The 25,621-nt window shown below is 38.9% G+C and carries 18 protein-coding genes, 6 tRNA genes and 1 rRNA gene; 16 read left to right on the top strand and 9 right to left on the bottom strand.

What is annotated here, in order from left to right; all coding sequences use genetic code 11:
• Window positions 1-76 precede the first annotated feature (76 nt).
• Window positions 77-153 (top strand) — tRNA-Thr (locus tag GNP81_RS16970).
• A gap of 17 nt (window positions 154-170) precedes the next feature.
• Window positions 171-286, top strand: a 5S ribosomal RNA gene (gene rrf, locus GNP81_RS16965).
• Between the two features lie 47 nt (window positions 287-333).
• Here the strand turns inward: rrf and ilvY are convergent.
• Window positions 334-1,218: an HTH-type transcriptional activator IlvY gene (gene ilvY / locus GNP81_RS16960; protein WP_155675029.1), complete on the bottom strand. Its 885-nt coding sequence runs from the start codon at window positions 1,216-1,218 to the stop codon at window positions 334-336.
• A 126-nt stretch (window positions 1,219-1,344) separates the two neighbouring features.
• Between ilvY and ilvC the strand changes: the two genes are divergently transcribed.
• Window positions 1,345-2,829, top strand: coding sequence for a ketol-acid reductoisomerase (gene ilvC / locus GNP81_RS16955; protein ID WP_155675028.1), 1,485 nt, complete (start codon window positions 1,345-1,347; stop codon window positions 2,827-2,829).
• A gap of 129 nt (window positions 2,830-2,958) precedes the next feature.
• On the opposite strand, the gene ubiK is transcribed toward ilvC, so the two are convergent.
• From ubiK to GNP81_RS16935, 4 genes are all read right to left on the bottom strand, one after another.
• Window positions 2,959-3,210 (bottom strand): ubiquinone biosynthesis accessory factor UbiK, encoded by a 252-nt coding sequence (gene ubiK / locus GNP81_RS16950; protein WP_005421501.1) that lies wholly within the window; start codon window positions 3,208-3,210, stop codon window positions 2,959-2,961.
• 110 nt (window positions 3,211-3,320) lie between these two features.
• Complete coding sequence (locus GNP81_RS16945; RefSeq protein WP_072055353.1) at window positions 3,321-6,392, bottom strand: multidrug efflux RND transporter permease subunit; 3,072 nt, start codon at window positions 6,390-6,392, stop codon at window positions 3,321-3,323.
• A gap of 11 nt (window positions 6,393-6,403) precedes the next feature.
• Window positions 6,404-7,510, bottom strand: coding sequence for an efflux RND transporter periplasmic adaptor subunit (locus GNP81_RS16940; protein ID WP_005421499.1), 1,107 nt, complete (start codon window positions 7,508-7,510; stop codon window positions 6,404-6,406).
• An 18-nt stretch (window positions 7,511-7,528) separates the two neighbouring features.
• Window positions 7,529-8,095 (bottom strand): TetR/AcrR family transcriptional regulator, encoded by a 567-nt coding sequence (locus GNP81_RS16935; RefSeq protein WP_005421498.1) that lies wholly within the window; start codon window positions 8,093-8,095, stop codon window positions 7,529-7,531.
• 187 nt (window positions 8,096-8,282) lie between these two features.
• Between GNP81_RS16935 and rep the strand changes: the two genes are divergently transcribed.
• Window positions 8,283-10,298, top strand: coding sequence for a DNA helicase Rep (rep, locus tag GNP81_RS16930; protein WP_012534349.1), 2,016 nt, complete (start codon window positions 8,283-8,285; stop codon window positions 10,296-10,298).
• Between the two features lie 56 nt (window positions 10,299-10,354).
• On the opposite strand, the gene GNP81_RS16925 is transcribed toward rep, so the two are convergent.
• The gene (locus GNP81_RS16925; RefSeq protein WP_011262871.1) at window positions 10,355-10,762 is read right to left on the bottom strand and encodes a c-type cytochrome; all 408 of its coding nucleotides are present in this window, start codon (window positions 10,760-10,762) and stop codon (window positions 10,355-10,357) included.
• 278 nt (window positions 10,763-11,040) lie between these two features.
• Between GNP81_RS16925 and GNP81_RS16920 the strand changes: the two genes are divergently transcribed.
• The 10 genes from GNP81_RS16920 to GNP81_RS16875 all read left to right on the top strand — a co-directional run bounded on the left by GNP81_RS16920 (window position 11,041) and on the right by GNP81_RS16875 (window position 19,432).
• Window positions 11,041-11,117 (top strand) — tRNA-Arg (locus GNP81_RS16920).
• Window positions 11,118-11,151: 34 nt separating this feature from the next.
• A tRNA-His gene (locus GNP81_RS16915) sits at window positions 11,152-11,227 on the top strand.
• Window positions 11,228-11,299: 72 nt separating this feature from the next.
• Window positions 11,300-11,376, top strand: a tRNA-Pro gene (locus GNP81_RS16910).
• 41 nt (window positions 11,377-11,417) lie between these two features.
• A tRNA-His gene (locus tag GNP81_RS16905) sits at window positions 11,418-11,493 on the top strand.
• A 74-nt stretch (window positions 11,494-11,567) separates the two neighbouring features.
• Window positions 11,568-11,644: transfer RNA gene (locus GNP81_RS16900), tRNA-Pro, on the top strand.
• 561 nt (window positions 11,645-12,205) lie between these two features.
• On the top strand, window positions 12,206-13,921 hold the full coding sequence (locus tag GNP81_RS16895; protein ID WP_017020124.1) for a dipeptide ABC transporter ATP-binding protein: 1,716 nt from the start codon (window positions 12,206-12,208) through the stop codon (window positions 13,919-13,921).
• A 72-nt stretch (window positions 13,922-13,993) separates the two neighbouring features.
• Window positions 13,994-15,547, top strand: coding sequence for an ABC transporter substrate-binding protein (locus GNP81_RS16890; RefSeq protein ID WP_155675027.1), 1,554 nt, complete (start codon window positions 13,994-13,996; stop codon window positions 15,545-15,547).
• 144 nt (window positions 15,548-15,691) lie between these two features.
• Window positions 15,692-16,669 carry an ABC transporter permease gene (locus GNP81_RS16885; RefSeq protein WP_005421493.1) on the top strand — a complete coding sequence of 326 codons (978 nt, stop codon included), beginning with the start codon at window positions 15,692-15,694 and terminating at the stop codon, window positions 16,667-16,669.
• Between the two features lie 2 nt (window positions 16,670-16,671).
• Complete coding sequence (locus tag GNP81_RS16880) at window positions 16,672-17,613, top strand: ABC transporter permease (RefSeq protein WP_005421492.1); 942 nt, start codon at window positions 16,672-16,674, stop codon at window positions 17,611-17,613.
• Window positions 17,614-17,851: 238 nt separating this feature from the next.
• Complete coding sequence (locus GNP81_RS16875) at window positions 17,852-19,432, top strand: BCCT family transporter (RefSeq protein WP_155651233.1); 1,581 nt, start codon at window positions 17,852-17,854, stop codon at window positions 19,430-19,432.
• A gap of 89 nt (window positions 19,433-19,521) precedes the next feature.
• Here the strand turns inward: GNP81_RS16875 and GNP81_RS16870 are convergent, their stop codons facing one another.
• Together GNP81_RS16870 and GNP81_RS16865 are read right to left on the bottom strand one after the other, a co-directional pair.
• Window positions 19,522-20,238, bottom strand: a complete 717-nt coding sequence (locus tag GNP81_RS16870; RefSeq protein WP_155652865.1) for a 3'-5' exonuclease — start codon at window positions 20,236-20,238, stop codon at window positions 19,522-19,524.
• 9 nt (window positions 20,239-20,247) lie between these two features.
• The gene (locus GNP81_RS16865; protein ID WP_005421488.1) at window positions 20,248-22,128 is read right to left on the bottom strand and encodes a DUF294 nucleotidyltransferase-like domain-containing protein; all 1,881 of its coding nucleotides are present in this window, start codon (window positions 22,126-22,128) and stop codon (window positions 20,248-20,250) included.
• 175 nt (window positions 22,129-22,303) lie between these two features.
• Between GNP81_RS16865 and GNP81_RS16860 the strand changes: the two genes are divergently transcribed.
• On the top strand, window positions 22,304-23,200 hold the full coding sequence (locus tag GNP81_RS16860) for an SPOR domain-containing protein (protein WP_155675026.1): 897 nt from the start codon (window positions 22,304-22,306) through the stop codon (window positions 23,198-23,200).
• Entirely contained in the window at window positions 23,175-23,447 is a 273-nt protein-coding gene (locus tag GNP81_RS16855) for a hypothetical protein (protein WP_080562697.1), read from the top strand. Before GNP81_RS16860 ends, GNP81_RS16855 begins: the two co-directional genes overlap by 26 nt.
• Window positions 23,448-23,505: 58 nt before the next feature.
• Here GNP81_RS16855 and GNP81_RS16850 read toward each other — a convergent pair whose 3' ends face one another.
• Window positions 23,506-25,428 (bottom strand): BglG family transcription antiterminator, encoded by a 1,923-nt coding sequence (locus tag GNP81_RS16850; RefSeq protein ID WP_155671390.1) that lies wholly within the window; start codon window positions 25,426-25,428, stop codon window positions 23,506-23,508.
• Window positions 25,429-25,621 lie beyond the last annotated feature (193 nt).

Raw genomic sequence — 25,621 nt, 5'->3', positions numbered from 1 at the left:
GACATCGCCAGGCTTGAATTTAAAAAGAAGCCATCCTATCGGATGGCTTTTTTTGATTAAATTAAGTAAAAATATTGCTGATATAGCTCAGCCCGGTAGAGCGCACCCTTGGTAAGGGTGAGGTCCCCAGTTCAAGTCTGGGTATCAGCACCATTTACTGACAGATTTTGCTTAGCGACCATAGCGTTATGGACCCACCTGATCCCATGCCGAACTCAGAAGTGAAACGTAATAGCGCCGATGGTAGTGTGGGGTTTCCCCATGTGAGAGTAGGACATCGCTAGGCTCAAATTTAAAAGGCTTCCCATAGGGAAGCCTTTTTTCGTTTCAGAGTTAAATAAAAGTATTTTCAGCAACTTGCCAAAGCGCCTGAATAACAGAATCATTTAATTTTGATTTTTTACAGCATAAACCTAGTTTAAATGGCGCAATTGGTAACGTATTTAAGCGTTGTACTTTATCTTTCACTGGGCTGTTGTTTATCACAACATCCGGTGCTATTCCTATCCCACACCCTAATGCAACCATGCTTACAATTGCTTCATGACCTGAAACTTGAGCGTAGATAGTTGGTTTTATTCCTTGTTCTTTAAACCATTGATTAGCTCGGTTTCTAGCGGTACCTGATTCGGGCAATATAAAAGGGAGTAACTCCCAATTACTATTCTCTTTGTTTATTTCACTAATAAATTGGTTGTTACCTAAGGGAGCAATAATTGAAAGAGGAATCTCACTAATAATTTCAAAAGCCAGCTTATTTGAAGGTTTTTCTGGCACCGCTGAAATAGCGATATCTACTTCAGAGGATTCAATCTTTTCTATCGCTTGAGCGGGATCGCCAGTAGATAGTTTAATGTCTATATGTGGATAATTAACTTTGAAGTCGTTTAATAATTGAGGAAGATGACTGTAGCTTGCAGTGACTGAGCAAAATAACTTTAATTGTCCTTTTAAGGCGTTATTTACGACGTTTGAACTGGCTTTATATCCACTCCATTCGGAGCATATATTTAGTGCTATAGGTATCAGTTGCTTTGCCGCACTGGTTAATTCGACGCTTCGGTTATCTCTAATAAATAATGGATGACCAACGTCGTCTTCTAATTTTTGTATTTGTCGACTTAGAGCTGATGGGCTTAAGTGCATAGCCTTGGATGTGTGTGTGAAACTATGGCTTTCGCATAAATGCAAAAATGTTTGTAGTAATTTTATATTCATAATGTTGTGTTTATTGCAATCATGTGTTGCCAATATATCACTTTTTACAATGTTAATCTTTCGTTATTATCAAATTCATACACAGAATCATCCCAATGGATTAAAAGATATTTACGGAGTTTTATCATGTCTAACTACTTTAATACGCTAAATTTACGTGAACAATTAGATCAATTAGGTCGTTGTCGCTTTATGGATCGTGAAGAATTTGCAACAGAAGCTGATTACCTTAAAGGTAAGAAAGTGGTTATTGTTGGTTGTGGTGCTCAAGGTTTAAACCAAGGCCTTAATATGCGTGATTCAGGCTTAGACGTTGCTTATGCACTGCGTCAAGCTGCTATTGATGAGCAACGACAATCTTATAAAAATGCAAAAGAAAATGGTTTTGAAGTTGCTAGCTATGAAACTCTGATCCCGCAAGCTGATCTAGTTATTAACCTTACTCCTGATAAACAACACACTAATGTAGTTGAAACTGTTATGCCTCTTATGAAAGAAGGTGCAGCTTTAGGTTATTCGCACGGTTTCAATGTTGTTGAAGAAGGTATGCAAATCCGTAAAGATTTGACGGTTGTGATGGTTGCACCTAAGTGTCCTGGTACAGAAGTTCGTGAAGAATATAAACGTGGTTTTGGTGTTCCAACTCTAATTGCAGTTCATCCAGAAAATGATCCTAAAGGTGAAGGTTGGGATATTGCTAAGGCTTGGGCTGCAGGTACTGGAGGCCACCGAGCTGGTTGTTTAGAGTCTTCTTTTGTCGCTGAAGTTAAATCTGATCTGATGGGTGAGCAAACTATTCTTTGTGGCATGCTACAAGCTGGTTCTATCGTATCTTATGAGAAGATGATTGCTGACGGTATTGAACCTGGTTATGCAGGTAAACTTCTACAGTACGGGTGGGAAACAATTACTGAAGCTCTAAAGTTTGGTGGTGTTACGCATATGATGGATCGCCTTTCAAACCCAGCTAAAGTAAAAGCATTTGAGCTTTCAGAAGAACTTAAAGAACTAATGCGTCCACTTTATAACAAGCATATGGACGATATTATTTCTGGTGAGTTCTCTCGTACAATGATGGCTGATTGGGCTAATGATGATGTTAATCTATTTGGCTGGCGTGAAGAAACAGGTCAAACTGCGTTTGAAAACTATCCTGAGTCTGATGTAGAGATCTCTGAACAAGAATACTTTGATAACGGTATTTTACTCGTTGCAATGGTTCGTGCTGGCGTTGAATTAGCATTTGAAGCTATGACAGCATCAGGCATTATCGATGAATCAGCTTACTATGAGTCGCTGCACGAATTACCGCTGATTGCTAACACTGTAGCACGTAAGCGTTTGTATGAAATGAACGTAGTTATTTCTGATACTGCTGAATATGGTAACTACCTATTTGCAAATGTAGCAACGCCACTTCTTCGTGAGAAGTTCATGCCTGCTGTTGAAACAGATGTTATTGGCCGTGGATTAGGTGAGGAATCAAATCAAGTTGATAATGCAACGCTAATCGCTGTTAATGATGCGATTCGTAATCACCCAGTTGAATATATAGGTGAAGAGTTACGTAGCTACATGAGTGATATGAAGCGAATTGCCGTTGGTGGTTAGTTTGATTTGTAATTAAATAAAAAGGCTTGGTTTATGACCAAGCCTTTTTTATCGTAATCTGGATAAATTAATAACATACAATAATCAGCTCAAAACTGGATACTTCAGATTGTATTGTTGGTTATTGTTTTATTTTTCCGAAAGTTTCTCTTCTAGTTCAGCAAGTTTTTGTTCCATCGCTGTTAGCTTTTGGCGAGTACGTAAAAGAACTTGTGTTTGGACATCAAACTCTTCTCTGCTAACAACATCAAGTTTATTTAACTGTCCTTGAATAACTTGACGAACTTTTTGTTCAACATCACTACCAAGTTCTTTTACTGGCTGCGGCATTGATTCATGAATTTGCTTTGCTACTTGCTCTAACTTTTTTGGATCAAACATTATTTACCCTTAATTGAATACTTTTTCTTTATTCTAAGTAAAGCCTTTCCAATTGTCGCTATCCAAATAAAAAAAAGGCTACCGAAGCAGCCTTTAATTTTATTTCACCATTAAGATTCTTTAATCTCTTTGCCTTCTTCGAAGACAGGCAATGGTTTATGTTCACTTGCTAAGTAACTGTATATAACAGGAAGTACGAATAGCGTAAACAATGTACCAATCGCTAGACCTGCAACAATTACAATACCAATACTGAAGCGCTGAGCAGCACCTGCACCAGTTGCATATAATAGCGGGATTAGACCAGCGATCATTGCTGCTGTTGTCATTAAGATTGGGCGTAGACGCACTTTTGCTGCTTCTGTTACTGCAGCCATCTTACTCTTTTGATGATGCAGTTGTTCTTCTTTTGCTACTTCACAGATAAGGATACCGTGTTTAGTAATCAAACCAACTAAGGTAATAAGACCTACTTGTGAGTAGATGTTCATTGATGCGGCACCCCAAGCAAGGGCTATTAACGCGCCACAAATAGCCAATGGAACAGATACCATGATTACTAATGGATCTCGGATTGATTCAAATTGAATCGCAAGAACCAAGAAGATGATAGCAAGAGCCAAACCGAAAGTTGCATATAATGCACTGCCTTCCGTTACATATTGACGAGCTTCACCCATGTAGTCGTGATTGTAACCACTTGGAAGCTTGTTGTTTGCTACATCTTCAAACCAATTAATGGCATCACCCATAGCGATACCAGGCGATGGAACAGCACCAACGGTTGCTGAATTTAATTGGTTAAAGTGCGGTAATGAGCGAGGCTCTGCAATCACATCAATCGAAATTAAGCTACCAAGAGGAACCGCTTCACCATTTGCTGAGCGTACATAATAGTTATTCATTGATTCAGGGTTTAAACGGAATTTGCGTTCAACCTGAGGAATAACTTCGTATGAACGACCATTAAGGTCAATTCGGTTTACATAACCATCAGCCATCATCGTACTTAGTGTGATACCGATATCTTGCATCGTAACACCATAAGCACCTGCTTTATCTTTATCTATATTGATCTTCATTGTTGCTGAATCGAAGTTCAAATCTAGATCTGAATAAACAAATAATGGACTACCTTTAACACCAGTTAATACTTCGGTTGCTATTTGGAACAAGCTTTCGAAGCTATTTGGTGTAGTAATAACAAATTGAATTGGTAAACCTGAGCCGGCACCTGGAAGCTCTGGCATTTGGAAGGCAGTAACCGCCATTCCTGGGATATCAGAAACTAATCCACCAACTCGTTTAGTTACTTCTGCTTGGCTTGCTTCACGCTCACTCCAAGTTTTAAGGGTTGCTAGACCAAACGCTTGGTTTGAGTTAGGAACACCATTAAATACTTGAGCATATTCAACTTCAGGCTGTGCTGACAGAATATTGTTTACGTCATCCATTGTATTTTGGATGTAGTCTAAGTTCGCGTTTGATGGTGCGGTACCCATAAGTACAACAACACCTTTATCTTCCGATGGTGCTAGCTCGCTTGGAATGAACTTGAACAATAGCGGTAGACTTGCAAAAACAATAACAGCAAAAGCAATGATGACAGGACGACGAGTCATGATCACATTAAGCATACGTTCATAACGTTCGCTCATACCATCTAGTATGTGATGAACTTTTTTCTCAAAACGATTGGGCTCTTCATTTGCAACTAGCATTTTTGAACACATCATTGGAGACAGTGTTAGTGCAACGATACCAGATACGAATACCGAACCTGCTAGTGTTAATGCAAACTCTTTAAATAGAGAACCAGTAATACCGCCCATCATTGCGATTGGAGCATATACCGCCCCCAATGTTAGTGTCATTGCAATAACAGGGACAGCGATTTCACGAGTACCGATAATCGCAGCGCGGAATGGGGTTTCACCTAACTTGATATGGCGGTCAACGTTTTCTAAAACAACGATGGCATCATCCACTACAAGACCGATAGCAAGTACCATGGCCAGTAGAGTCATCAAGTTCCAAGAGAATCCCATTGCTTGCATTACCATTGCTACACCAATAAGGGATAGTGGGATAGTTACAATTGGGATGATAACTGCTCGGAATGAACCTAGGAATAATGTAATAACGATTAATACGATTAAAGCCGCTTCAAGAATCGTTTTGATTACTTCATGAATGGATTCATTGATAGCAATCGTTGAATCATACATGACGTTCATTTTGATGTTGCTTGGTAAGTTTTTCTCTAATTGAGGAAGTAACTCAAGCACATCCGCTGCAATGTTGATTGGGTTTGCACTTGGTGCGGCATTGATCGCAGCAACAACAGCTTCTTGACCATTTGCACTTGCACGGTACACATCGTGGCTCTTATCTAGTGATACTTTAGCGATATCACTTAAACGAACAACTTCACCATCATTGGTTCTAATCACTAGGTTTTCTAGTTCTTCAACATCAGAAACCTGTGTATTAGCACTACCATTATAGAGAACAAATTCCCCGGTAGCTTGACCTGCTGCTGATTGGAAGTTATTGGCATTAAGTACACCCATAACATCAGTTGCCGTCATTTTGATAGCGGCCATACGTGCAGGATCTAACCAGATACGAAGCGCGTATTTCATACCACCATAAAGGTCTACTTTTGATACGCCATTAACAGTGAACAATTGTGGGTTAACCACTCGCTCAAGGTAATCGGTGATCTGGCTTGATACTAACTCATCACTCGTAAAGCCAATATAAAGTACCGCCGTAGTAGAACCAGTTGACATAGTTACTGTTGGATCTTCAGATTCCTTAGGAAGTTGAGAACGAACAGAGTTAGTTTTTGCCAATATGTCAGAAAGTGCAGCGTTAGGATCCGTATTTAATTTCATAGTGACAGTAATAGTCGATTGACCCATTACTGATTGAGATGTCATGAAATCAATATTATCGGCTTGTGCGACCGCTTGCTCTAAGGGCTGAGTGATGAAGCCTTGAATCAAGTCGGCACTCGCACCATAGTAGCTTGTTGTTACCGTAACAACGGTATTTGTCATTTCAGGGTATTCACGAACCTGCATTTTGAAAATTGCTTGGATACCAAGCAAAGCAATCAAAAAGCTGATCGATACCGCTAAAACTGGACGTTTAATAAAAACATCAGTAAAGCGCATAATGCCTCCGATTACAGCATTGGTGTTTCAGCAGGTGGTGTTGTGGCATTGCTTTCCACAATACGAACTTTAGCGTCGTTACTTAGACGAACTTGGCCAGTTGTTACAACCATATCGCCAGCTTTAACGCCTTCTAAGATATGTGCAATATCTTGAGTACGCTCACCCACTTTAACTACATGTTGTTGAACTCGTTTTACGCCATCTTTTTCAGAAACGATATAAACATTGTCACCATATAGAGTGAAAGTAATTGCTGTTTGAGGAATAACTACTTGGTTTTCTAAAGTTGGAAGAATGATTTTTGCTTGTGCAAACATACCACTACGCAGCTTACCGCCGTTATTAGGAATATCTGCTTGAACTTCGATCAAACCACTTTGAATGTTTACTGCAGGTTCAATCGCACTGATAGAACCTCGGAAAGTATCTTCTGGGTATGAATCCACAGAAATATCAATTTCTTGACCAATGTTGATCTTAGAAATATCCGTTTGAGGAACAGTAAAGCGTAGACGCATAATACTTGTATCTTCTAAACGAACGATATCAGTGCTTGGTTGTAAATATTGACCTAGATAAACATTACGAATACCAATAACACCAGAGAAAGGAGCTTTGATTTCACGGCGATCAATCGATGCTTTCATACTTTCAATATCAGCAGCTAAAGAGAAGTAATTAGCTTCAGCTTCATCGTAAGCTTCTTTTGAAATCGAGCCTTTTTTGTATAGGCCTTTATAACGTTTATATTTTGCTTCTGCCGCAGGTAAGCGAGCTTGAGTACTCTTCAAGTTTGCTTTTTCTACTTTTGAATCAAGAGAAACTAACACTTGGCCTTTTTTAACTTGGCTACCTGAATCAAATGAAATTTTATCAATAATGCCGTTAACTTCAGTTGTTAGCGTTACACCTTGATTAGGTTCAATAAAACCGATCGCTTCAATGGTTGGAGTCCAAAGTGTCGGTTTAATTGTTTCTACAGTGACTGGAAATTCAGCTTCAGGGCGGTTAGCCATGTATTCAGCTATTTTTTGTTGTTTGAACATGTTGAAACCAATTACGCTACCAAAAAGAAGTAGTGCAAGAAGCAACATAAAGAAAGTCCACTTTTTCATTCTGATTAGAACTCCAAATTAGTGTTTAATAATTGCGTCCCAACTGGCTTCAATCGCTGAGTTGAGATCATCATCTGTTAATGTAAAAAAGCCTTGAGAATGTTTTCTTGCTAAGCAAACACTTGCTTCTAAGCTTAACCCTATAAGGATTTCTACACTGAGAGGTTTAAATACGCCTTGTTCAAGTCCATCAACAAAGAGTTGATTCACTTGGGCAAATATTTTTTTCTCTAGTTCCTTTAACTTAATTAAATTCGAAGACGGGAGTGCTTCATATTGATTTCGATTTAAAAAAGTATTTTTTTCTGAAATAGCAAAGTGCCAAATATTTAGCCACATAGCTCTAAATCGAACCTTGATAGGATCGTTATCATCTATGTCTTTTTGAATGGCAGTTGCTACACGTTGCATAATGTTCAGCTTGATTTCTTCAATCAGTGCTTCTTTGTCATCAAAGTAACGATAGATAGTACCCGCTGCGACGCCTGCTTGATTGGCAACTTTTTGCATCGATAAGCCATGAAAGCCATCAGTTGCTAACAGTTTTTCGGCCGATTCTAAAATAAGCTGACGTTTTTCCTTCATAAATACGTCCTTATGAAATGAATGAACGTTCATTCATTATTTTAGGGGACTCTGTTTGAAATGTAATCTGTTTTTGTGTCAAGAAACGTAAAGATCACATTTTTTACTTTATCGTTTGCATGGTATTCATTACCTGACAGCTTTATTATAGACGCAAATAATTCATTATCGATTTTATAGGTGATTCATGAAACTTAATCCACAGCAAGATGAGGCCGTTAAATTTGTCTCTGGGCCGTGTTTAGTATTGGCTGGTGCAGGGTCGGGTAAAACGCGTGTAATCACTAATAAAATAGCTTATTTAGTTCAGCAATGTGGTTATAAGGCGAGAAACATTGCAGCTGTAACCTTTACCAATAAAGCGGCTCGTGAAATGAAAGAGCGTGTTGGACAAACATTAGGTAAGCAAGAGTCTCGTGGATTGATGGTATCAACCTTCCACTCATTGGGTTTAGATATTATTCGCCGTGAATATAAGGTTCTTGGTCTAAAGGCTGGTTTTTCATTATTTGATGATCAAGACCAACTGGCACTGTTAAAAGAGTTAACAGAAAAACAGATTGATGGTGATAAAGATTTATTACGTCAACTTCTAAGTAGTATTTCTAATTGGAAGAATGACATGTTAACGCCGGCACAAGTCAAAGGGTTTGCTCGTTCGGAGCAAGATCAGCTTTTTGCTTTTTGCTATGAAATGTATTTAAACCAAATGAAGGCGTATAACGCACTTGATTTTGATGATTTGATATCACTGCCTGTATTGCTGCTGCGTACCAATCAAGAAGTGCGTGAACGTTGGCAGATGAAAATCCGTTATCTACTTGTCGATGAATATCAAGATACCAATACGAGTCAATATGAACTCGTTAAGCTATTGGTGGGTGAAAGAGGTCGATTAACCGTGGTGGGTGATGATGACCAATCAATTTACTCATGGCGTGGAGCAAAACCACAAAACTTAGTGTTATTGAATGAAGATTACCCAAACTTACGTGTCATAAAGCTTGAACAAAACTATCGTTCAACCAGTCGAATTCTGCGTGCAGCGAATATTCTTATTGCGAATAACCCTCACGCGTTTGAAAAACGTCTGTTTTCTGAAATTCCTGATGGTGAGCAGATAAAAATTTTAACGGCCAAAGACGATGAACATGAAGCAGAACGAGTTGTAGGTGAATTGATTGCACATCGTTTCTTGAATCGAACAGATTATAAAGATTACGCGGTTTTATATCGTGGCAATCATCAATCTCGTTTGATTGAAAAATCTTTAGTGCAAAACCGAGTGCCTTATAAGATTTCTGGGGGGACTTCTTTCTTTGCTCGTGCCGAAATCAAAGACATCATGGCTTATTTACGCTTATTAACTAATCCAGATGACGATAACGCATTTTTACGCGTGGTGAATACACCTCGTCGTGAAATTGGTCCTGTGACGTTAGAAAAGCTCGGTAGTTACGCCAACATGCGTGGAAAGAGCTTGTTTGAATCCAGTTTTGAAATAGGTTTAGAGCAAACGCTTTCTGGTCGAGGGTTAGAATCGCTTCGTCGTTTTTGTCACTGGATTGTGTCTATTTCTGAAAATGCTGAACGAGGAAATACTGTTGAAGCGGTTCGCTCCCTAGTAAAAGACATTCATTATGAAGACTGGCTGTATGAAACATCAACGAGTGCTAAAGCCGCTGAAATGCGAATGAAAAATGTGTCAGATCTCTATTCATGGATTGTTGCCGATTTAGAAGGTGATAACTATGACAATGAAGAGAAGACACTAAAGGAAGTGGTTCAGAAATTGACGTTACGTGACATGATGGAGCGTGGAGAAGATGAAGATGGTGCTGATCAAGTTCAGTTAATGACCTTACACGCATCTAAAGGTCTAGAGTTTCCATACGTTTATTTAATTGGAGCAGAAGAAGGAATTCTTCCTCACCAAACGAGTATTGATGAAGATAATGTAGAGGAAGAACGGCGATTAGCTTATGTGGGGATAACGCGAGCTCAAAAAGAACTGACCTTTACATTATGTAAAGAGCGTCGTCAGTATGGAGAATTAATTCGTCCAGAGCCTAGTCGTTTTCTTGAAGAGTTGCCTCATGATGATTTGGATTGGGAAATGAAGAAACCCAAGCCAACTCAAGAAGAGCGAATGGAGAGAGGGAAAGCAAATATTGCAAACCTCAGAGCGATGCTCAAAAAATAGAGCGTTAATGCCCATAGAGAATTCTATGGGCATTTTTATTTATAAGTGGGTTATTTTTATAAACCTTTAATTAAATGCTCTACTGCTGCGATAACTTCATCATCTGAACAATTCATACAAGATCCTTTTGCTGGCATTGCATTAAAGCCATTAAGAGCATGATCTTTTAGTGTGTCCATACCTTTTGCTATTCGAGGAGCCCAATCTTCAGCGTTTTGTGTTTTTGGTGCACCAGCAGCCCCTGTCGCGTGGCAGGCAATACAGAAAGTATTATAAACTTGCTCACCAGAACGAGGGCCTGTTGGTTCTTCAACCACAGGAACATCACTCGCAAGATAAACTTGGCCAACAGGCTTAATTCGCTCAGCAATAGCATCATCAGAGTTATTGGCTGCAAAAGAGGTGGTTGAAAAAGTTAATACAGCAACCATTGCAATGATGATGTTACGAACAGATTTTTCCATAAAGTTCACTTTACACTCCCAGTTATTATTATTGGCTTCAGCCGATTTTATTGTATTTACCGAGTTTTTAACGAATTGATAAAATCATAACGTTAATATCGTGTAAATATTGAGTGATTATATCTGCTTAAATTGTTGCAATAAACCACTAAGCCTAAAGAAAATGCGGATAAACACTAAGGAATTGTTGAAAAAGAGACCAAACAACAAAAAAAGTAAAAAAAACACTAGACGTGAGTCACACAGATCCGTATTATTCCTCTCCGCCGATAGGGTATGCGCCCGTAGCTCAGTTGGATAGAGCGTTGGCCTCCGGAGCCAAAGGTCGAAGGTTCGAATCCTTTCGGGCGTGCCATCCGGAATATAAATTAAAGGCACAAAAAGTAGTGGTGGCTATAGCTCAGTTGGTAGAGCCCTGGATTGTGATTCCGGTGGTCGCGAGTTCGAATCTCGTTAGCCACCCCATTATTTTGGTAACTTGTATGAGTTTCCAGTTTTGATTCAAGCAACATCCCAAGAATTGAAACGAAAACAAGTCGGTGAATAGCGCAGCTTGGTAGCGCATCTGGTTTGGGACCAGAGGGTCGGGGGTTCGAATCCCTCTTCACCGACCACTATTTCATTTATTGCTAAGGCAGTAAATACCAAATTTGTGGTGGCTATAGCTCAGTTGGTAGAGCCCTGGATTGTGATTCCGGTGGTCGCGAGTTCGAATCTCGTTAGCCACCCCATTAATTTGCGGGTAACCTCATTGTTTAGGTTTCCATTTTTAACTCATTTTCCCAAGAGTTAGAATAAAACAAGTCGGTGAATAGCGCAGCTTGGTAGCGCATCTGGTTTGGGACCAGAGGGTCGGGGGTTCGAATCCCTCTTCACCGACCACATTCAAAGCCTCGTCAGAAATGACGAGGCTTTTTTCATTTCTGAATAATAGAATCTTCTTATCCTCATCACATTATCACCATTTTATCTGGTTTTACCTTTCTTTTTATTTTTTAAATTTATCCTGGTGTTTAATCCTATTTGTTTTTGGTTGGCTGATTTTATAGTGCCTTATATACACACCGAGCAAACAATATACCTATAGAATTCAAGCTTACTAGTATTTAATACTAGGTAAAATGTTAAGATTATTTATGTTTTTATTTACATTATTATGAATGGTGATAATGGTCATATTTTGAATTCTAACTTTGTTATAAGTGCCTGTTTTATATGTTCTTGGTTGTTGTTTTTAAAAAGTGAGACTTAATGACTATTTATGATTTTATGATTTTTTATGCACTACAAAAGCATTAAACAGCTTATTGCTCTTTAATTGTTGCTTTTATGTGAATAATTGACTACATTGGTGTCCTAAACAAGTAACAGTTACATAAATTGTTACGAATGGAATCAATGTGCAGACAGGGCAGGATGCTGCCGAGTAGTCGGAGTCTGAGAATGTCACTTTTAGAAGTTAAAAATTTACGTATTGAATATCCGTCACGTCATGGTGTTCATGCCGCTGTTAAGTCACTGTCATTTTCAATTGAGCGTGGTGAAATTGTTGGTGTTGTTGGTGAATCAGGTGCAGGTAAATCAACAGTAGGTAATGCTGTTATTGATTTATTAAGTCCTCCAGGTGTTATTGCTGATGGTGAAGTGTTTCTTGATGGAGAAAAAATATCAGGATTAACCGCTGAAGAAATGCGTAAGGTTCGAGGTTCTAAAATTGGTTTTATCTTCCAAGACCCAATGACCTCATTAAATCCTTTATTTACTGTTGAGCAGCAATTAACGGAAACCATTCATGCCAATTTATCTGTTTCTCCTGAAGAGGCTTATGCTCGTGCATTATCTTTAATGGAACAAGTTGGCATCCCTCAGCCAGAAAATAGATTAAAACAATTTCCACATCAATTTTCTGGTGGTATGCGTCAACGTGTAGTTATTGCTATTGCATTAGCTGGTGAACCCGATCTGATCATTGCTGATGAACCGACAACGGCATTGGATGTATCCATTCAAGATCAAATTTTAAATCTAATTCGCGAGCTATGCGTTAAAAATAACGTTGGTTGTATGTTGGTTACTCACGATATGGGTGTGGTATCTAATGTGACAGATAAAGTCGCAGTGATGTACCGTGGGGATCTCGTTGAGTTTGGTAAAACTGAAAAAGTATTGGGCGATCCTGATCATTCTTATACTCGTAGCTTAATTTCTGCTGTTCCTCGTTCGGACATTAAATTAGATCGTTTTCCATTAGTAAGTTATATCGAAGAAGCGGTTGAGCATGAGCCTATTGACGTAAAAAATCACTGGTTAGGTCAAAGCCAAGATCAGCGTGAATACGCTGGCCCTTTATTGAAAGTTGAGAACGTAAATCTTCGTTTCGTAACAAAAGATTCTTTTTTTGAAAGCCGTCGTGAATATGTCCAAGCTTCTAATAATGTAAGCTTTGAAATTCATGAAGGTGAAACTTTTGGTTTGGTGGGAGAATCAGGTTCAGGTAAATCAACCATTGCTCGTGTTATCGCAGGCTTATACCCGCCAAACTCTGGTTCAGTGACATTTGAAGGTATTGATCTTACGGCTCTGAAATCGGAAAAAGAGCGTCGTCCGATGCGTCGTCAAATGCAAATGGTATTTCAAAACCCATATACATCAATGAATCCGCGCATGAAAATCTTCGACATTATTGCTGAGCCGATTCGTTTTCATAAACTCACTCGTTCAGAATCAGAAACGCAACAGATCGTTAATGATCTTTTGGATCACGTTGGTTTGGGCCGAATGGCAGCCTTGAAGTATCCGCATGAGTTTTCTGGAGGTCAACGTCAACGTATCTCTATCGCTCGTGCATTAGCAACACGTCCACGTTTATTGATTTGTGATGAACCAACTTCTGCTTTAGATGTATCGGTTCAAGCCCAAATTCTCAATTTATTGAAAGATTTACAGGATGAATTGAATCTAACCATGTTGTTCATCAGTCATGATTTACCAGTGATTCGTCAGATGTGTGATCGTGTTGGTGTAATGCAGATGGGAACGTTACTAGAAGTCGCACCAACAGAGAATCTTTATACCAATCCTCAGCATGAATACAGTAAACAGTTAATTTCTCTTATGCCGGAATTTAAGGGTTTAAGGGAACACACTACATCGGTATAAACCATCAAATAATAAATACAAACACAACAAAACAACAAACTAGGGATACAGTCCCGCATAAGGAGTTATGCAATGAAAACCATGAAGACTAAATTAGCTATCGCATTGATGGCTGCAGGTTTAAGTTTTAGTGCAGCAGCTGCAGATATTACTGTTGCCTATGATGCAGATCCAGTATCACTCGATCCACATGAGCAGCTATCTGGCGGTACGCTACAACTTTCTCATATGGTATTTGACCCCCTAGTGCGTTACACGCAGTCGTTCGATTTTGAACCTCGCCTAGCTGAAAAATGGGAACGTATTGATGATACGACTTTCCGTTTTAGTTTACGTAAAGGCGTGAAGTTTCATTCTGGTAATGAAATGACGGCTGATGATGTTGTATGGACATTCAATCGATTAAAGGATTCTCCAGATTTTAAAGCAATTTTTGAACCGTATGAAAAGCTAGTTAAAATTGATGATTATACGGTCGAACTGGTTTCTAAAGGTGCTTACCCACTTGTACTTCAAACCGCTACCTATATCTTCCCAATGGATAGCAAGTTCTATACGGGTAAGACTGAAGACGGTAAAGATAAGTCTGAAATCGTAAAACACGGTAATTCTTTTGCATCGACACACATCTCAGGTACAGGTCCATTTGTTGTTAAATCACGTGAGCAAGGCGTGAAAGTGGTATTTGATCGTTTTGATGATTACTGGGATAAGAGCTCGCCAGGTAACGTAGATGAGTTAACGCTAGTACCAATTAAAGAAAATGCTACTCGTGTAGCGGCACTTCTTTCTGGCGACGTAGATATTATTGCTCCGGTAGCGCCAAACGATCATAAGCGTGTTAAAAATACGAAAGGTATTGATTTAGTTACGCTTCCTGGTACTCGTATTATTACGTTCCAAATGAACCAAAACAGCAATGAAGCACTGAAAGATGTCCGTGTTCGTCAAGCGATTGTTCATGCAATTAATAACGAAGGTATCGTTAAGAAAATCATGAAAGGTTTTGCGACTACCGCTGGTCAACAAGGCCCATCAGGTTACTCAGGTTATGATGCAGAGTTGGTTCCTCGTTACGATTTGAAAAAAGCTAAACAGCTAATGGCTGAAGCTGGCTATAAAGATGGCTTTAAACTTAGCATGATGGCGCCAAATAACCGTTATGTTAATGATGCAAAAGTAGCACAAGCTGCTGCTGCGATGTTGTCGAAAATCGGCATTAAAGTTGATCTTAAAACACTACCAAAAGCACAATATTGGCCTCAATTTGACCTATGTGCTGCTGACATGATGATGATTGGTTGGCACTCAGATACAGAAGATTCAGCGAACTTCTCTGAGTTCCTAACTATGACGCGTAATGAAGAAACAGGTAAAGGTCAGTATAACTGTGGTCATTACTCTAACCCTGAGCTAGATAAGATGGTTGAAGCAGCTAACGTAGAAACGGATCCTGCGAAGCGCAGTCAAATCCTGAAAACGGTTGAAAAGACCTTATATGATGATGCGGCATTTGTTCCTCTACATTGGCAGAACCTTGCTTGGGGTGCAAAATCAAACATTGATATCAAGCCAATCGTAAACGCAATGGAATACCCATACTTTGGTGACCTAGTGGTTAAATAAAAACATAAATGAAAAGGTTGCTCTATGGTGTTAGAGCAGCCTTATTTATGTCTTTCATTTCTTAATAAAAGTAATACCAACAATTTGTTAGATATAGAGATGTTTTTCTCATGTCATTTTTAGGATAAAGAAAGGGGACAAGGAATGTTTACGTTTCTGGTCAAGCGCCTGTTTCAGGCACTGATAGTGATGTTTGTGATCAGTCTGGTTGCGTTTTCCATCCAAGATAATTTGGGTGACCCGTTACGTGAATTAGTTGGTCAGTCGGTTTCTGAAGCTGAGCGTCAGGCTCTGCGTGATGATTTAGGTCTAAATGACCCATTTATTACCAAATATTCTCGATTTATAAGTAATGCGGTACAAGGTGACCTTGGTACATCGTATTTCTTTAAAAAACCTGCGGTAGAAGTCATTCTTGATAAATTGGTTGCAACGCTAGAATTAGTGTTTGGTGCAGCAATTATTATTGTTTGTTTATCGATACCTCTTGGGGTTTATTCTGCTATTAATCCAAAAAGTATTTTTACTAAAGCCATTATGGCATTCAGCAGTATTGGTATTTCAATACCTGTTTTCCTTACCGCGATTATGCTGATGTATGTTTTCTCTATTGAACTTAATTGGTTGCCATCTTATGGGCGAGGGGAAACGTATAACTTACTTGGTTGGGAGTCAGGATTTTTTACTATTGATGGTTTGGCTCATCTGATTTTGCCGTGTATCTCTCTTGCTTCAATTATGCTTCCTCTATTTATTCGTTTGGTTCGTTCTGAAATGCTAGAAGTATTAAGTTCTGAATACATTAAGTTCTCAAAAGCAAAAGGGATCGCAACCAATAAAATTTATTATCAACATGCTTTAAAAAATACCATGCTACCAGTGTTAACGGTTGGTGGGGTTCAAATCGGTACCATGGTGGCTTATACCATTCTTACTGAAACTGTTTTTCAGTGGCCGGGGACTGGGTTCTTATTTTTAGAAGCGATTAACCGTGTAGATACGCCATTAATTACTGCTTACGTTATTTTTGTTGGTCTTATTTTCGTGGTAACAAACACTATTGTTGATTTGTTATATGGATTAATTAACCCAACCGTTGATATCACAGGTAAAGGAGCGTAATCATGAATACGACAACGACTCACGTTCCAACGCGTTGGGAACGATTTAAATCATCTGATTTTCTGTATTATTTTTTACGCGATAAAGTTGCGATGTTCAGCTTTGCTGTATTTTTAGTGTTTGTATTAGGGGCTCTATTATCTCCTGTTATTGCGCCTACTAATCCATACGATTTGAGTTCGATTGATATTATGGATTCAGAGCTACCACCATCTTGGATGGAAGAGGGAGATGAACGATTTCTTCTTGGCACTGATGACCAAGGACGAGATGTGTTATCGACGATTCTTTATGGTTCGCGCTTGTCATTAACGATTGGTTTCTTGGCGGTAGCAGTACAACTTACTTTAGGCATCATTATTGGGTTATCAGCAGGCTATTTTGGTGGTCGAATTGATAGTTTCTTAATGCGATTTGCCGATGTGCAGCTGTCATTTTCGACAATGATGGTGGCGATTATTGTGTCTGCTATTTTTAAAGCCAGCTTTGGTACTGAGTTTTTTAGTCAGTATGCAGTGGTGATGCTTGTTGTGATTATCGGGGTAGCAGAGTGGCCACAATACGCTCGTACCATTCGTGCATCTGTGCTTGCTGAGAAGAAAAAAGAGTATGTAGAAGCGGCAAAAGTTATGGGGTTCCGTTCTCCTCGCATCATGTTCCGCCATATACTTCCTAATTGTTTATCGCCTATTTTGGTTATATCAACGGTTCAAATTGCTAATGCGATTATGTCAGAGGCGGCGCTGTCTTTCTTAGGGTTAGGTTTACCCGTTGATCAACCTTCTTTAGGTTCGTTAATTAGTATCGGATTTAACTATATTTTTTCAGGTTCGTGGTGGATTACCGCTTTCCCTGGACTTGTGTTGGTGACGTTAGTTTTAGTGATTAACTTACTTGGTGACTGGTTAAGGGATGTATTTAATCCTAAAATTTATAAAGGCTAATCTATTTTTTAACTAATAAAAAAGCGGTGAATTATTCATCGCTTTTTTGTTTGTAGAACAGATATTGTGTTTCACAATATGGATAATTCCCCTTTATTTGTTGTTTTATTAGGCTAATTCGCTGCTTTTACTGGCAATTATATGCTCAGTTGTTAAGATCATTAGGTGTGTTTAAATATTTTAAAGCGAGTATTTGAATTAAACCAAAACAGAGAGCTAAGGCTCGAAGTGAGGAATAATGAGTAGAAATAAGGATAAGTACAGTATAGATAATACGGATTATACTGTTGGACAGGATAACGTTCAGAAATGGGGATTTGATGTACATAATCCCGTCTTTGGCATCAGCGCAGGTCTGATTGCACTCTTCTTAGTTGCTGTAGCAGTAACTGATCCCGAAAGCGCCAAAACCGTTCTTGATGGTTTTAAATGGAAGATCATTAATGCATTTGATGGTTTATTCATGTGGTCAGCTAATATCTTTGTTATTTTCTGTTTAGCATTGATTGTATCGCCATTTGGCAAAATTCGTCTGGGTGGTGATAAAGCCAAACCGGATTACTCAATGGTATCTTGGATAGCAATGCTATTTGCTGCAGGTATGGGTATTGGGTTGATGTTCTGGGGCGTAGCTGAGCCTGTCGCATATTTTACTGGCTGGTTTGAAACACCGCTTGGCGTTGAGGCAAATACACCAGAAGCCGCGAAGTTAGCGCTGGGTGCAACTATGTTCCACTGGGGCTTACACCCTTGGGCTATTTATGGTGTTGTTGCTTTGTCATTAGCATTCTTTGCTTATAACAAAGGGTTGCCACTTTCGATGCGCTCTATCTTTTATCCAATTTTAGGTGATCGTACATGGGGATGGCCTGGCCACGTTGTTGATATTTTAGCGGTTCTTGCTACTTTATTTGGTCTGGCGACGTCATTAGGTTTAGGTGCTCAGCAAGCTGCGAGTGGCTTCCATCATGTATTTGGTATAGATGGTGGTCTAGGTCTTCAAGTCGCAATTATTTTTGTTGTTACCTTACTTGCTGTTGTATCGGTAATGCGTGGTATTGATGGTGGTGTAAAAGTCATTAGTAACATCAATATGCTAATTGCCATTGTACTATTGGCTTTTGTTGCTCTTGTTACTTTCGCTATATCAATGGGGACGATTCCAACAACGATTATGGGATATGTGGAAAATATCATTCCGTTAAGTAATCCGCATGGTCGTGTAGATGAGGCATGGATGCATGGTTGGACGGTATTTTATTGGTCTTGGTGGATTTCGTGGTCTCCATTTGTAGGTATGTTTATTGCGCGTGTATCTCGTGGTCGTACGGTTCGTGAGTTTATTACTGCGGTATTGATTGTACCTACACTATTTACTGTATTGTGGATGTCTATCTTCGGTGGTGTCGCGATTGATCAAGTTGTAAATAACATTGGCACATTAGGTTCAAAAGGCCTGACAGATGTTTCTTTAGCTATGTTTGAAATGTTTGATGCTCTGCCTATGGGTAATATTCTTTCTATGATTGCCGTTGTTCTGGTGCTTGTGTTCTTTATCACCTCATCGGATTCAGGTTCATTGGTTATCGATAGTATTACCGCTGGTGGTAAAGTGGATGCGCCAATGCCACAACGTGTGTTCTGGGCGTTTATGGAAGGTGCGATTGCTGTTGCTCTACTGTGGGTTGGCGGTACTGAAGCTATCCAAGCATTACAAGCTGGTGCAATTTCAACAGCGTTACCATTTACCCTGATTTTACTTGCGATGTGTGTAAGTTTGTTGATGGGTATGAGAACAGAAAAATATAACCGTAGTTAATTTATTTTAGATTATTACGTGCAAATAAAAGCCGACGAAGTTTTATCTTCATCGGCTTTTTTATATTTCATCGCAATATAAATAAAACGTTATAACCACAACTTACGAATTGGGTCGTGAGGTGAGAAGTGGTGTCTCACTTGTGCTTGAAATAATTCAGCCGTCGCTATTGCATCCGTTAATGCGTGATGGGGAGGGTATGAAGGCAATCCATAACGTAGCCGAGTGTTGGCTAATCTAATTGATTCTGGACGCTTACCTTTAAGCCAATTGATAAAGCCTTTCGCTTGTTCTTGTTGGTAATCCCCTTCAATTTGCATGGTATCTACGACAGGGAAAACGATCCCTTCACCAATCAAACTACGAAGATTTGTATCAAAGAAGTCTCGTTCTATACGGCGATAGTGCACAACTACGACTTTTCCTGCGAGTGCATCTAATACCTGTTCTAAAATCCGGCGTAAATCAGGAGCACCTTGTAGATCTGAGTGAGTAATACCATGAATAACCACTGAATTTTCTTCTAAGCTGTCTTGTGCTTTTACAAACCAGTGTTGTGATTGACGGCAAAAAATACGTTCTAACGTAAAAGGCACTAAACCAATACTGATAATACTATTTTGGTTCGCATCCAATCCTGTTGTTTCAAAATCAAGCGCGACAAATTCAATGTCACTCAGTGGTGTTTCTTCTTCGTACGTTCCTGTCTTGTAGAAGTTTTTTAGCCGCTTATCTTTACTGATCTCCTGCTTATGCTTGAAAAAGGAGGGCCAGTTTAAAATTTCTTGAGGAGCATGTGGGATCATCATTAGCTCCTAGAATTTATTCGCGTTATAGCGATATTTTAAGAAATTTTGTGCGTTACTTAATACTTGGAATGCATCCTTTAAATTACGGCGTTCAAAGTCTGACATGTTTTCAGGTTCGATATTGTTATCGGGTTCAATACCAGCTTCGACATCTAATGCTTGGTGGCGTAATCGAACCAGTGAGATTAATTCCATTGCATGATGCAAATCTTGCCCCTTGGATTTAGGTAAAATACCGGCTTCGATAATGTCATCTAGACGTTCAAATGAGTTTTGAGCATGAGAACCAATGGCCAATGCGTGAACACGAATTAAATCGGCTAGTGGGGCTGTACCACGACGCTTTAGGTTAATGGAATTATTATGACGACCATCTTTTTCCATTACAAAGTCTTTAAAGAAACCCAGAGGTGGCGTTCGACGTAAGCCGTTTCGTGCTAAACAAGCTAAGAAGCGGTTATTCTTTTTCGCACGTCGAACAATGAAACCATTAAGTTGTTCTGCCCATTTAGTTCGACCATAGACACCATTTAAATCAAAGAAAATAGAGCTATTTAATAGCGCTTGAGGATCCGGGTTATCAATCCAATCGGCAAAACATTCTTCCCACTCTGATTGAGTTTTACGCCATTTAGGGTTGGTTGCCATGATATCGCCTGTGCAATATTTATAGCCACAAGCCGCTAAGCCATCACAGACAAATTCAGATAGTGCTTTGAAGTATTCACCATGCTCTTTTTCGTTGTATTCGTTATCTAAAATGATCGCATTATCTTGGTCTGTAACAATTAATTGTTCGTCACGAGCCATAGAACCAAGAGCTAAGAAACAATAAGGCACAGGTGGCTCCCCAAGCTCTTCTTCTGCTAGTTCTAATAAGCGTTGTTTAAAACTACGTCCAATTTCAGACATTGCGCTACCAACCATGTGAGAGTTGGCGTCTTCGTTGACCATACGTAAGAAACAATCTTTCAATTGAGTAGAAAGAATCACTAAATCTTCAATGGTTTGTTGTTGGAAAATACTGCTTACAAACAACAAACTGTTTTGCGATTCGTAGCGAACAATATCAGAAACCTCAATAACGCCAATGGGTTGTTTATTTCTTAGTACAGGAAGGTGGTGGACGTTGTAGCGTAGCATCATCAGCATCGCTTCAAAAACATAAGCGTTGTGATCAAGAGATATTAATTCTGTCGACATCACTTCAGATACGGGTGTTTCAAAATCTAAGCCACACGCCAATACCTTGGTGCATAAATCTCGGTCGGTAATAATACCAACAAAGTTATTATCTTCTTCTTCGATATCGATGTCGGGATCTGTAATTAATACCGCCGATACGTTTTCTTCAGCCATGGTTTTTGCAGCAGATTGAATGGTTTGATTTTTTTCAATCATTACGGCTTCACGGGTGATCAGCGTTTTCACTTTAGATGTTGTTAAGTCGTTTGCATCGTCTTCTGTGTTTTCAACCGCTTGTTTTAAACGAGTGGCATCTTCTACTTCAACAAAGTCAGAGAACTCATCATAGCGTTCACAGAAATCATCAAAAACGGCTTCAGGAATGCAATAAAGCAGGGAATCTTTTAGGGCTTTGGCTGGGAAACGAACTTTATTGTTCATTAATAGCCCCATTTGGCCAAAGATACTGCCTTCATCAAGACGGTTATAAAGCTCTCCATTTCGACGATATACTTCGATGATACCACTGCGAACCATGTAGAGATCTTTGATCTCATCACCAAAGCCAATCACCATGGTTTCTGCTCGGTAATAAGATATTTCAACACTTTGCGCCGCTTCTTTTATCGCTTCCTCTGGAAGTAAATTAAACGGAGGGTATTGAGATAAAAAATGCTGTATTTCTAACAGTTCAACTTCCATGTGTTACTCGACATAAATAGAGAAGGGGAAAAATAATTTTAGTTTATCGGCTTATGGATAGCCATTTTATTCTATGAAAATGAGTAATATAAGCGCATTAGAATGAGGTTCTCGGATTTGAAACATAACTTTTGCTATGCTGATAATATTGTAAGTGCTTGCTTGGAGAAATTTGATGGCTCAATTAATAAAAATAACAAAAATTTCATTGGGAGTATTAAGTAGCGTCCTTGTTATGACGCATGCTTATGCCAATGATGCTTCAAATGATGATGTGGTTAAAAAGGAAAGCGCACTTACCTCGATTTGTTTTTCTAAAGCTGCGTATTCTGATGCGAAAAATGTGTTGTTAGATGCTTGCCCAATTGGTGATGGTTTATGGGGAAATCAACAACCAAAATTAGAAAAAGGAAAGAGCGAGTTTTGGATTCAATGTGGTGTGTTTAATCAGGATCTGACGAAAGAAAAAGTAAATCATATTCAAAAGAAAGTGGATGCTTCGATTAACTTTAAATTAGAGGGAGAAGCTAAACGTTGCTTGATTGGGCCTTATCAAGATTTCACTGCAGCGCAAAAGCAATTAAGAAGTTTACAAAGTGATCGGTTATTTAAGCATGCAGCATTAAGGGAAGTGAACTTAGCTTTGTTGCCTCAAGTTGAAGAACCGATTGAAAGAGCTTCAGAGACGGTAAGCGAGCCAGAACCTGATCCTATTACTATTCGTAAGCAAGCAAAGATAAATAATCTTCATTTTGTCGTTCCATTTACTGATGACAGTAGTGAAGGTTTTTATATGGAAAATAGTTTGCCATGGCTTCGAGCTACATCTCTACATGCTCAAGAAATTTGTCAGCAAATAGATATGGATTTGGTTACTAAAGAGCAATGGCAAATCTTGCTTGATTCAACAATAATGACCAAAGACAAATGGCCTGTATTATTGCCTTATTGGGGTGCTGATAATTTGGGACTCTTTAAAGGTGGTGCGGCCAGAAAATTAAAAAACACCTCCATGCTAAATGTGATGTGTACTAAGAAAGTAGAGGATGAAGTCGTTGGAAATCCAATTTAAAGGTCGCTGGGACAGTAAGTCTCTTGCTGAAAACCTACAAGAAGCACTAGAGACATTAGAAGATGAATTTGGTGTTAAGGCGCTTTCAAATATTTCATTAAATATTTGTTTGGAAGATGAACATAGAGAAGAGCTTGCGTTACTTAGTCCTACAGGACGCGCCTTGGATTTTTTAGTTATTAACAATCCAAAAGATGTGAATGATGGAGAGAAAGCGCCAGTGCTTGAGTTTAAGCCTCGCGGATAATTTTTATCATTCAATTTAATTGATATGTAAAACCCCGGCATGTTCCGGGGTTTTTTATTTACCAATCTTTTTTTCGATTAAACCAACATTCTTTAGCAACATATTGAAATTCATCATAAGAGTGGCAGCCTAAGATGGTATCGACGGCTTTACCATTCATGAAGGTCACAAATAAATCGTAAAGGCTCATTGCTTCTTCATAATCGTCTTTATTGATAGCAAAAAGAAAAATTACATGAGCTATTTTCCCGTTCCCCCAATCCACACCGTGTGGAGAAATGATGGTATATACTTTGGTTTCGTTAGCGAGTAATCCCAAAGAATGTGGAATCGCAATGCCTTCCCCTAAAATTGTCGATGTAATGCTTTCTCGCTCAATAACAGAGTCGTAAAACTCAATAGGGGTGATGTCATCTTCTGTAAAATGAGAGCTGAATTTTTTGAGCACTTCACCTTGTGTCATTGGCTTATCCAGAACAGAAAAATAGCGGAGATCAAAAAACTTATCCAACATATATGGATGTGAGCGATTCATTAGAATGAGTTTATTTACTTGTTCTAATTGGAAGCTCGTTGGTATCGGAGATACCGTGATGGTTGGTTTGTTTTTTTGGGATACTTTTTCTGTTGAAATAACGAAATCGGCATCTACTTTTGATAGTTCTTCATAATCCCTAAGACTCTCTACTTTCTCTATAGTGAGTTGAGGCAGTGAGCGCATAAGCTGAGATTCAAGTAAACGCACGATTGATGTGCCTGAGTCACAAACAAGTAAAGCTTTTGGTGGAAGTTGCTCTTCAAGTGAAAAATTACGTTCTAGTCCAACACCAATATGCATGACTAAATAACCGATCTCACCGTCTGGAATTAAATGTTTACCCCAATGAGAAATGGCTGCTACAGTCATATCATAAGCCAATGGATAGTATCGTTTAATATGATCAAATAGTGGATTTGGGATGGTAATTTGATACTTAACTCGTAAGATCATGGTCGTAATATGGCAGAGTAAGTCTCGTTTTAATTGCTCATCATTACGCAGATCGTAGTTGTAATGTGTATTCACGTAATTCAATAAATATTGAGTTAGCTCTAATTGTTCCGTTGGTTTTTGAGTGTCGATTTCAGGAACCCCAGTAACTCGACGAGCAGCAATTTGAATACTGAGGTAATCGATTTCTGCTTGAGGTAAAGGCGCACCAAGTAAACTTTCTATGGTTTGACTCAACTCTGTTGCCGTTTTTTGTGCTTCTTCACTGAGGTTGGGTTGATCTACATGATGAATACTCGCATTTTGTTTTAAGCGATGTAAGGCAATACCACAATAAACGACTAAATGATGCAAACCTTCGTCGGTAAGCTTGATGTGATTTTTATTAATTAGCTCAAGTAAATCGGATTTCAAGGACGGGTGGTTAATCTCTGGGAAAAAATATTCACATACATCAATAAACGTATGATCGCTTGGTTTAAATTGAAATAAAATATGGGCGATACAAGCTCGAATAGCTTGCTCTTCACCAAATAATCGTAATCCACAATGCGCTTTGCTTATTAGCTCTAAATTATATTGTTCAAGTTGCTCACGAATCTCTCCCATATCGGCTTGTAGCGAAGTGCGACTGACAAACCATTGATTGGCAAGATCATCCAACTTACATTCTTCCTCTTGAGATAATAGACGCATCATCAAATACACCATGCGATCTTTGGCGTTGCGAGGAGATGATTTCATTTTTTTCGTTTGTTTTTCAATATCTAAAAAACGAGTCTCATCATAGATATCAAAGTGATAGCCTTTTCCTCTCTGATGTTGAATTTGGGCACCATAAGAGGCCAAAATATCATTCAAGGCAGAGATGTCTGTTCGAATTGTTCGTGTCGAAATATCACAACGCTGAGCAAGTTCTTGCTGAGGAAGAGCTTCATATCTAAGCGCTTCAAAAATGACATTAAGACGAGGATAAGGCAGTTGGATCATAGAAAAACCAGAACAGTTAATAAGTGTTTATATTGATAATAATATCAACCAACGAAAACGTTAGGGTAATGGTATTTATTCAATATGTGATGTATATGTGGATGTAATTTATTTTATTGAAAAATATACATTTTCCCTCTTGTTTTTAATAAAAAAGGCCAATATCCGGGGGCGAATAATTGGCCTTTTGGAG

Source organism: Aliivibrio fischeri, from assembly GCF_009727955.1.
Lineage (GTDB): Bacteria > Pseudomonadota > Gammaproteobacteria > Enterobacterales > Vibrionaceae > Aliivibrio > Aliivibrio fischeri_A.
The sequence above is the reverse complement of the archived record's forward strand: the minus strand, read 5'-3'. Positions and strand labels throughout refer to the sequence as shown.

What these genes read in the sequence shown, in the direction of transcription:
- ilvY (WP_155675029.1), bottom strand. Translation starts at nt 1,218, where the DNA reads ATGAATATAAAATTACTACAAACATTTTTGCATTTATGCGAAAGCCAT.
- ilvC (WP_155675028.1), top strand. Translation starts at nt 1,345, where the DNA reads ATGTCTAACTACTTTAATACGCTAAATTTACGTGAACAATTAGATCAA.
- ubiK (WP_005421501.1), bottom strand. Translation starts at nt 3,210, where the DNA reads ATGTTTGATCCAAAAAAGTTAGAGCAAGTAGCAAAGCAAATTCATGAA.
- GNP81_RS16945 (WP_072055353.1), bottom strand. Translation starts at nt 6,392, where the DNA reads ATGCGCTTTACTGATGTTTTTATTAAACGTCCAGTTTTAGCGGTATCG.
- GNP81_RS16940 (WP_005421499.1), bottom strand. Translation starts at nt 7,510, where the DNA reads ATGAAAAAGTGGACTTTCTTTATGTTGCTTCTTGCACTACTTCTTTTT.
- GNP81_RS16935 (WP_005421498.1), bottom strand. Translation starts at nt 8,095, where the DNA reads ATGAAGGAAAAACGTCAGCTTATTTTAGAATCGGCCGAAAAACTGTTA.
- rep (WP_012534349.1), top strand. Translation starts at nt 8,283, where the DNA reads ATGAAACTTAATCCACAGCAAGATGAGGCCGTTAAATTTGTCTCTGGG.
- GNP81_RS16925 (WP_011262871.1), bottom strand. Translation starts at nt 10,762, where the DNA reads ATGGAAAAATCTGTTCGTAACATCATCATTGCAATGGTTGCTGTATTA.
- GNP81_RS16895 (WP_017020124.1), top strand. Translation starts at nt 12,206, where the DNA reads ATGTCACTTTTAGAAGTTAAAAATTTACGTATTGAATATCCGTCACGT.
- GNP81_RS16890 (WP_155675027.1), top strand. Translation starts at nt 13,994, where the DNA reads ATGAAAACCATGAAGACTAAATTAGCTATCGCATTGATGGCTGCAGGT.
- GNP81_RS16885 (WP_005421493.1), top strand. Translation starts at nt 15,692, where the DNA reads ATGTTTACGTTTCTGGTCAAGCGCCTGTTTCAGGCACTGATAGTGATG.
- GNP81_RS16880 (WP_005421492.1), top strand. Translation starts at nt 16,672, where the DNA reads ATGAATACGACAACGACTCACGTTCCAACGCGTTGGGAACGATTTAAA.
- GNP81_RS16875 (WP_155651233.1), top strand. Translation starts at nt 17,852, where the DNA reads ATGAGTAGAAATAAGGATAAGTACAGTATAGATAATACGGATTATACT.
- GNP81_RS16870 (WP_155652865.1), bottom strand. Translation starts at nt 20,238, where the DNA reads ATGATCCCACATGCTCCTCAAGAAATTTTAAACTGGCCCTCCTTTTTC.
- GNP81_RS16865 (WP_005421488.1), bottom strand. Translation starts at nt 22,128, where the DNA reads ATGGAAGTTGAACTGTTAGAAATACAGCATTTTTTATCTCAATACCCT.
- GNP81_RS16860 (WP_155675026.1), top strand. Translation starts at nt 22,304, where the DNA reads ATGGCTCAATTAATAAAAATAACAAAAATTTCATTGGGAGTATTAAGT.
- GNP81_RS16855 (WP_080562697.1), top strand. Translation starts at nt 23,175, where the DNA reads ATGAAGTCGTTGGAAATCCAATTTAAAGGTCGCTGGGACAGTAAGTCT.
- GNP81_RS16850 (WP_155671390.1), bottom strand. Translation starts at nt 25,428, where the DNA reads ATGATCCAACTGCCTTATCCTCGTCTTAATGTCATTTTTGAAGCGCTT.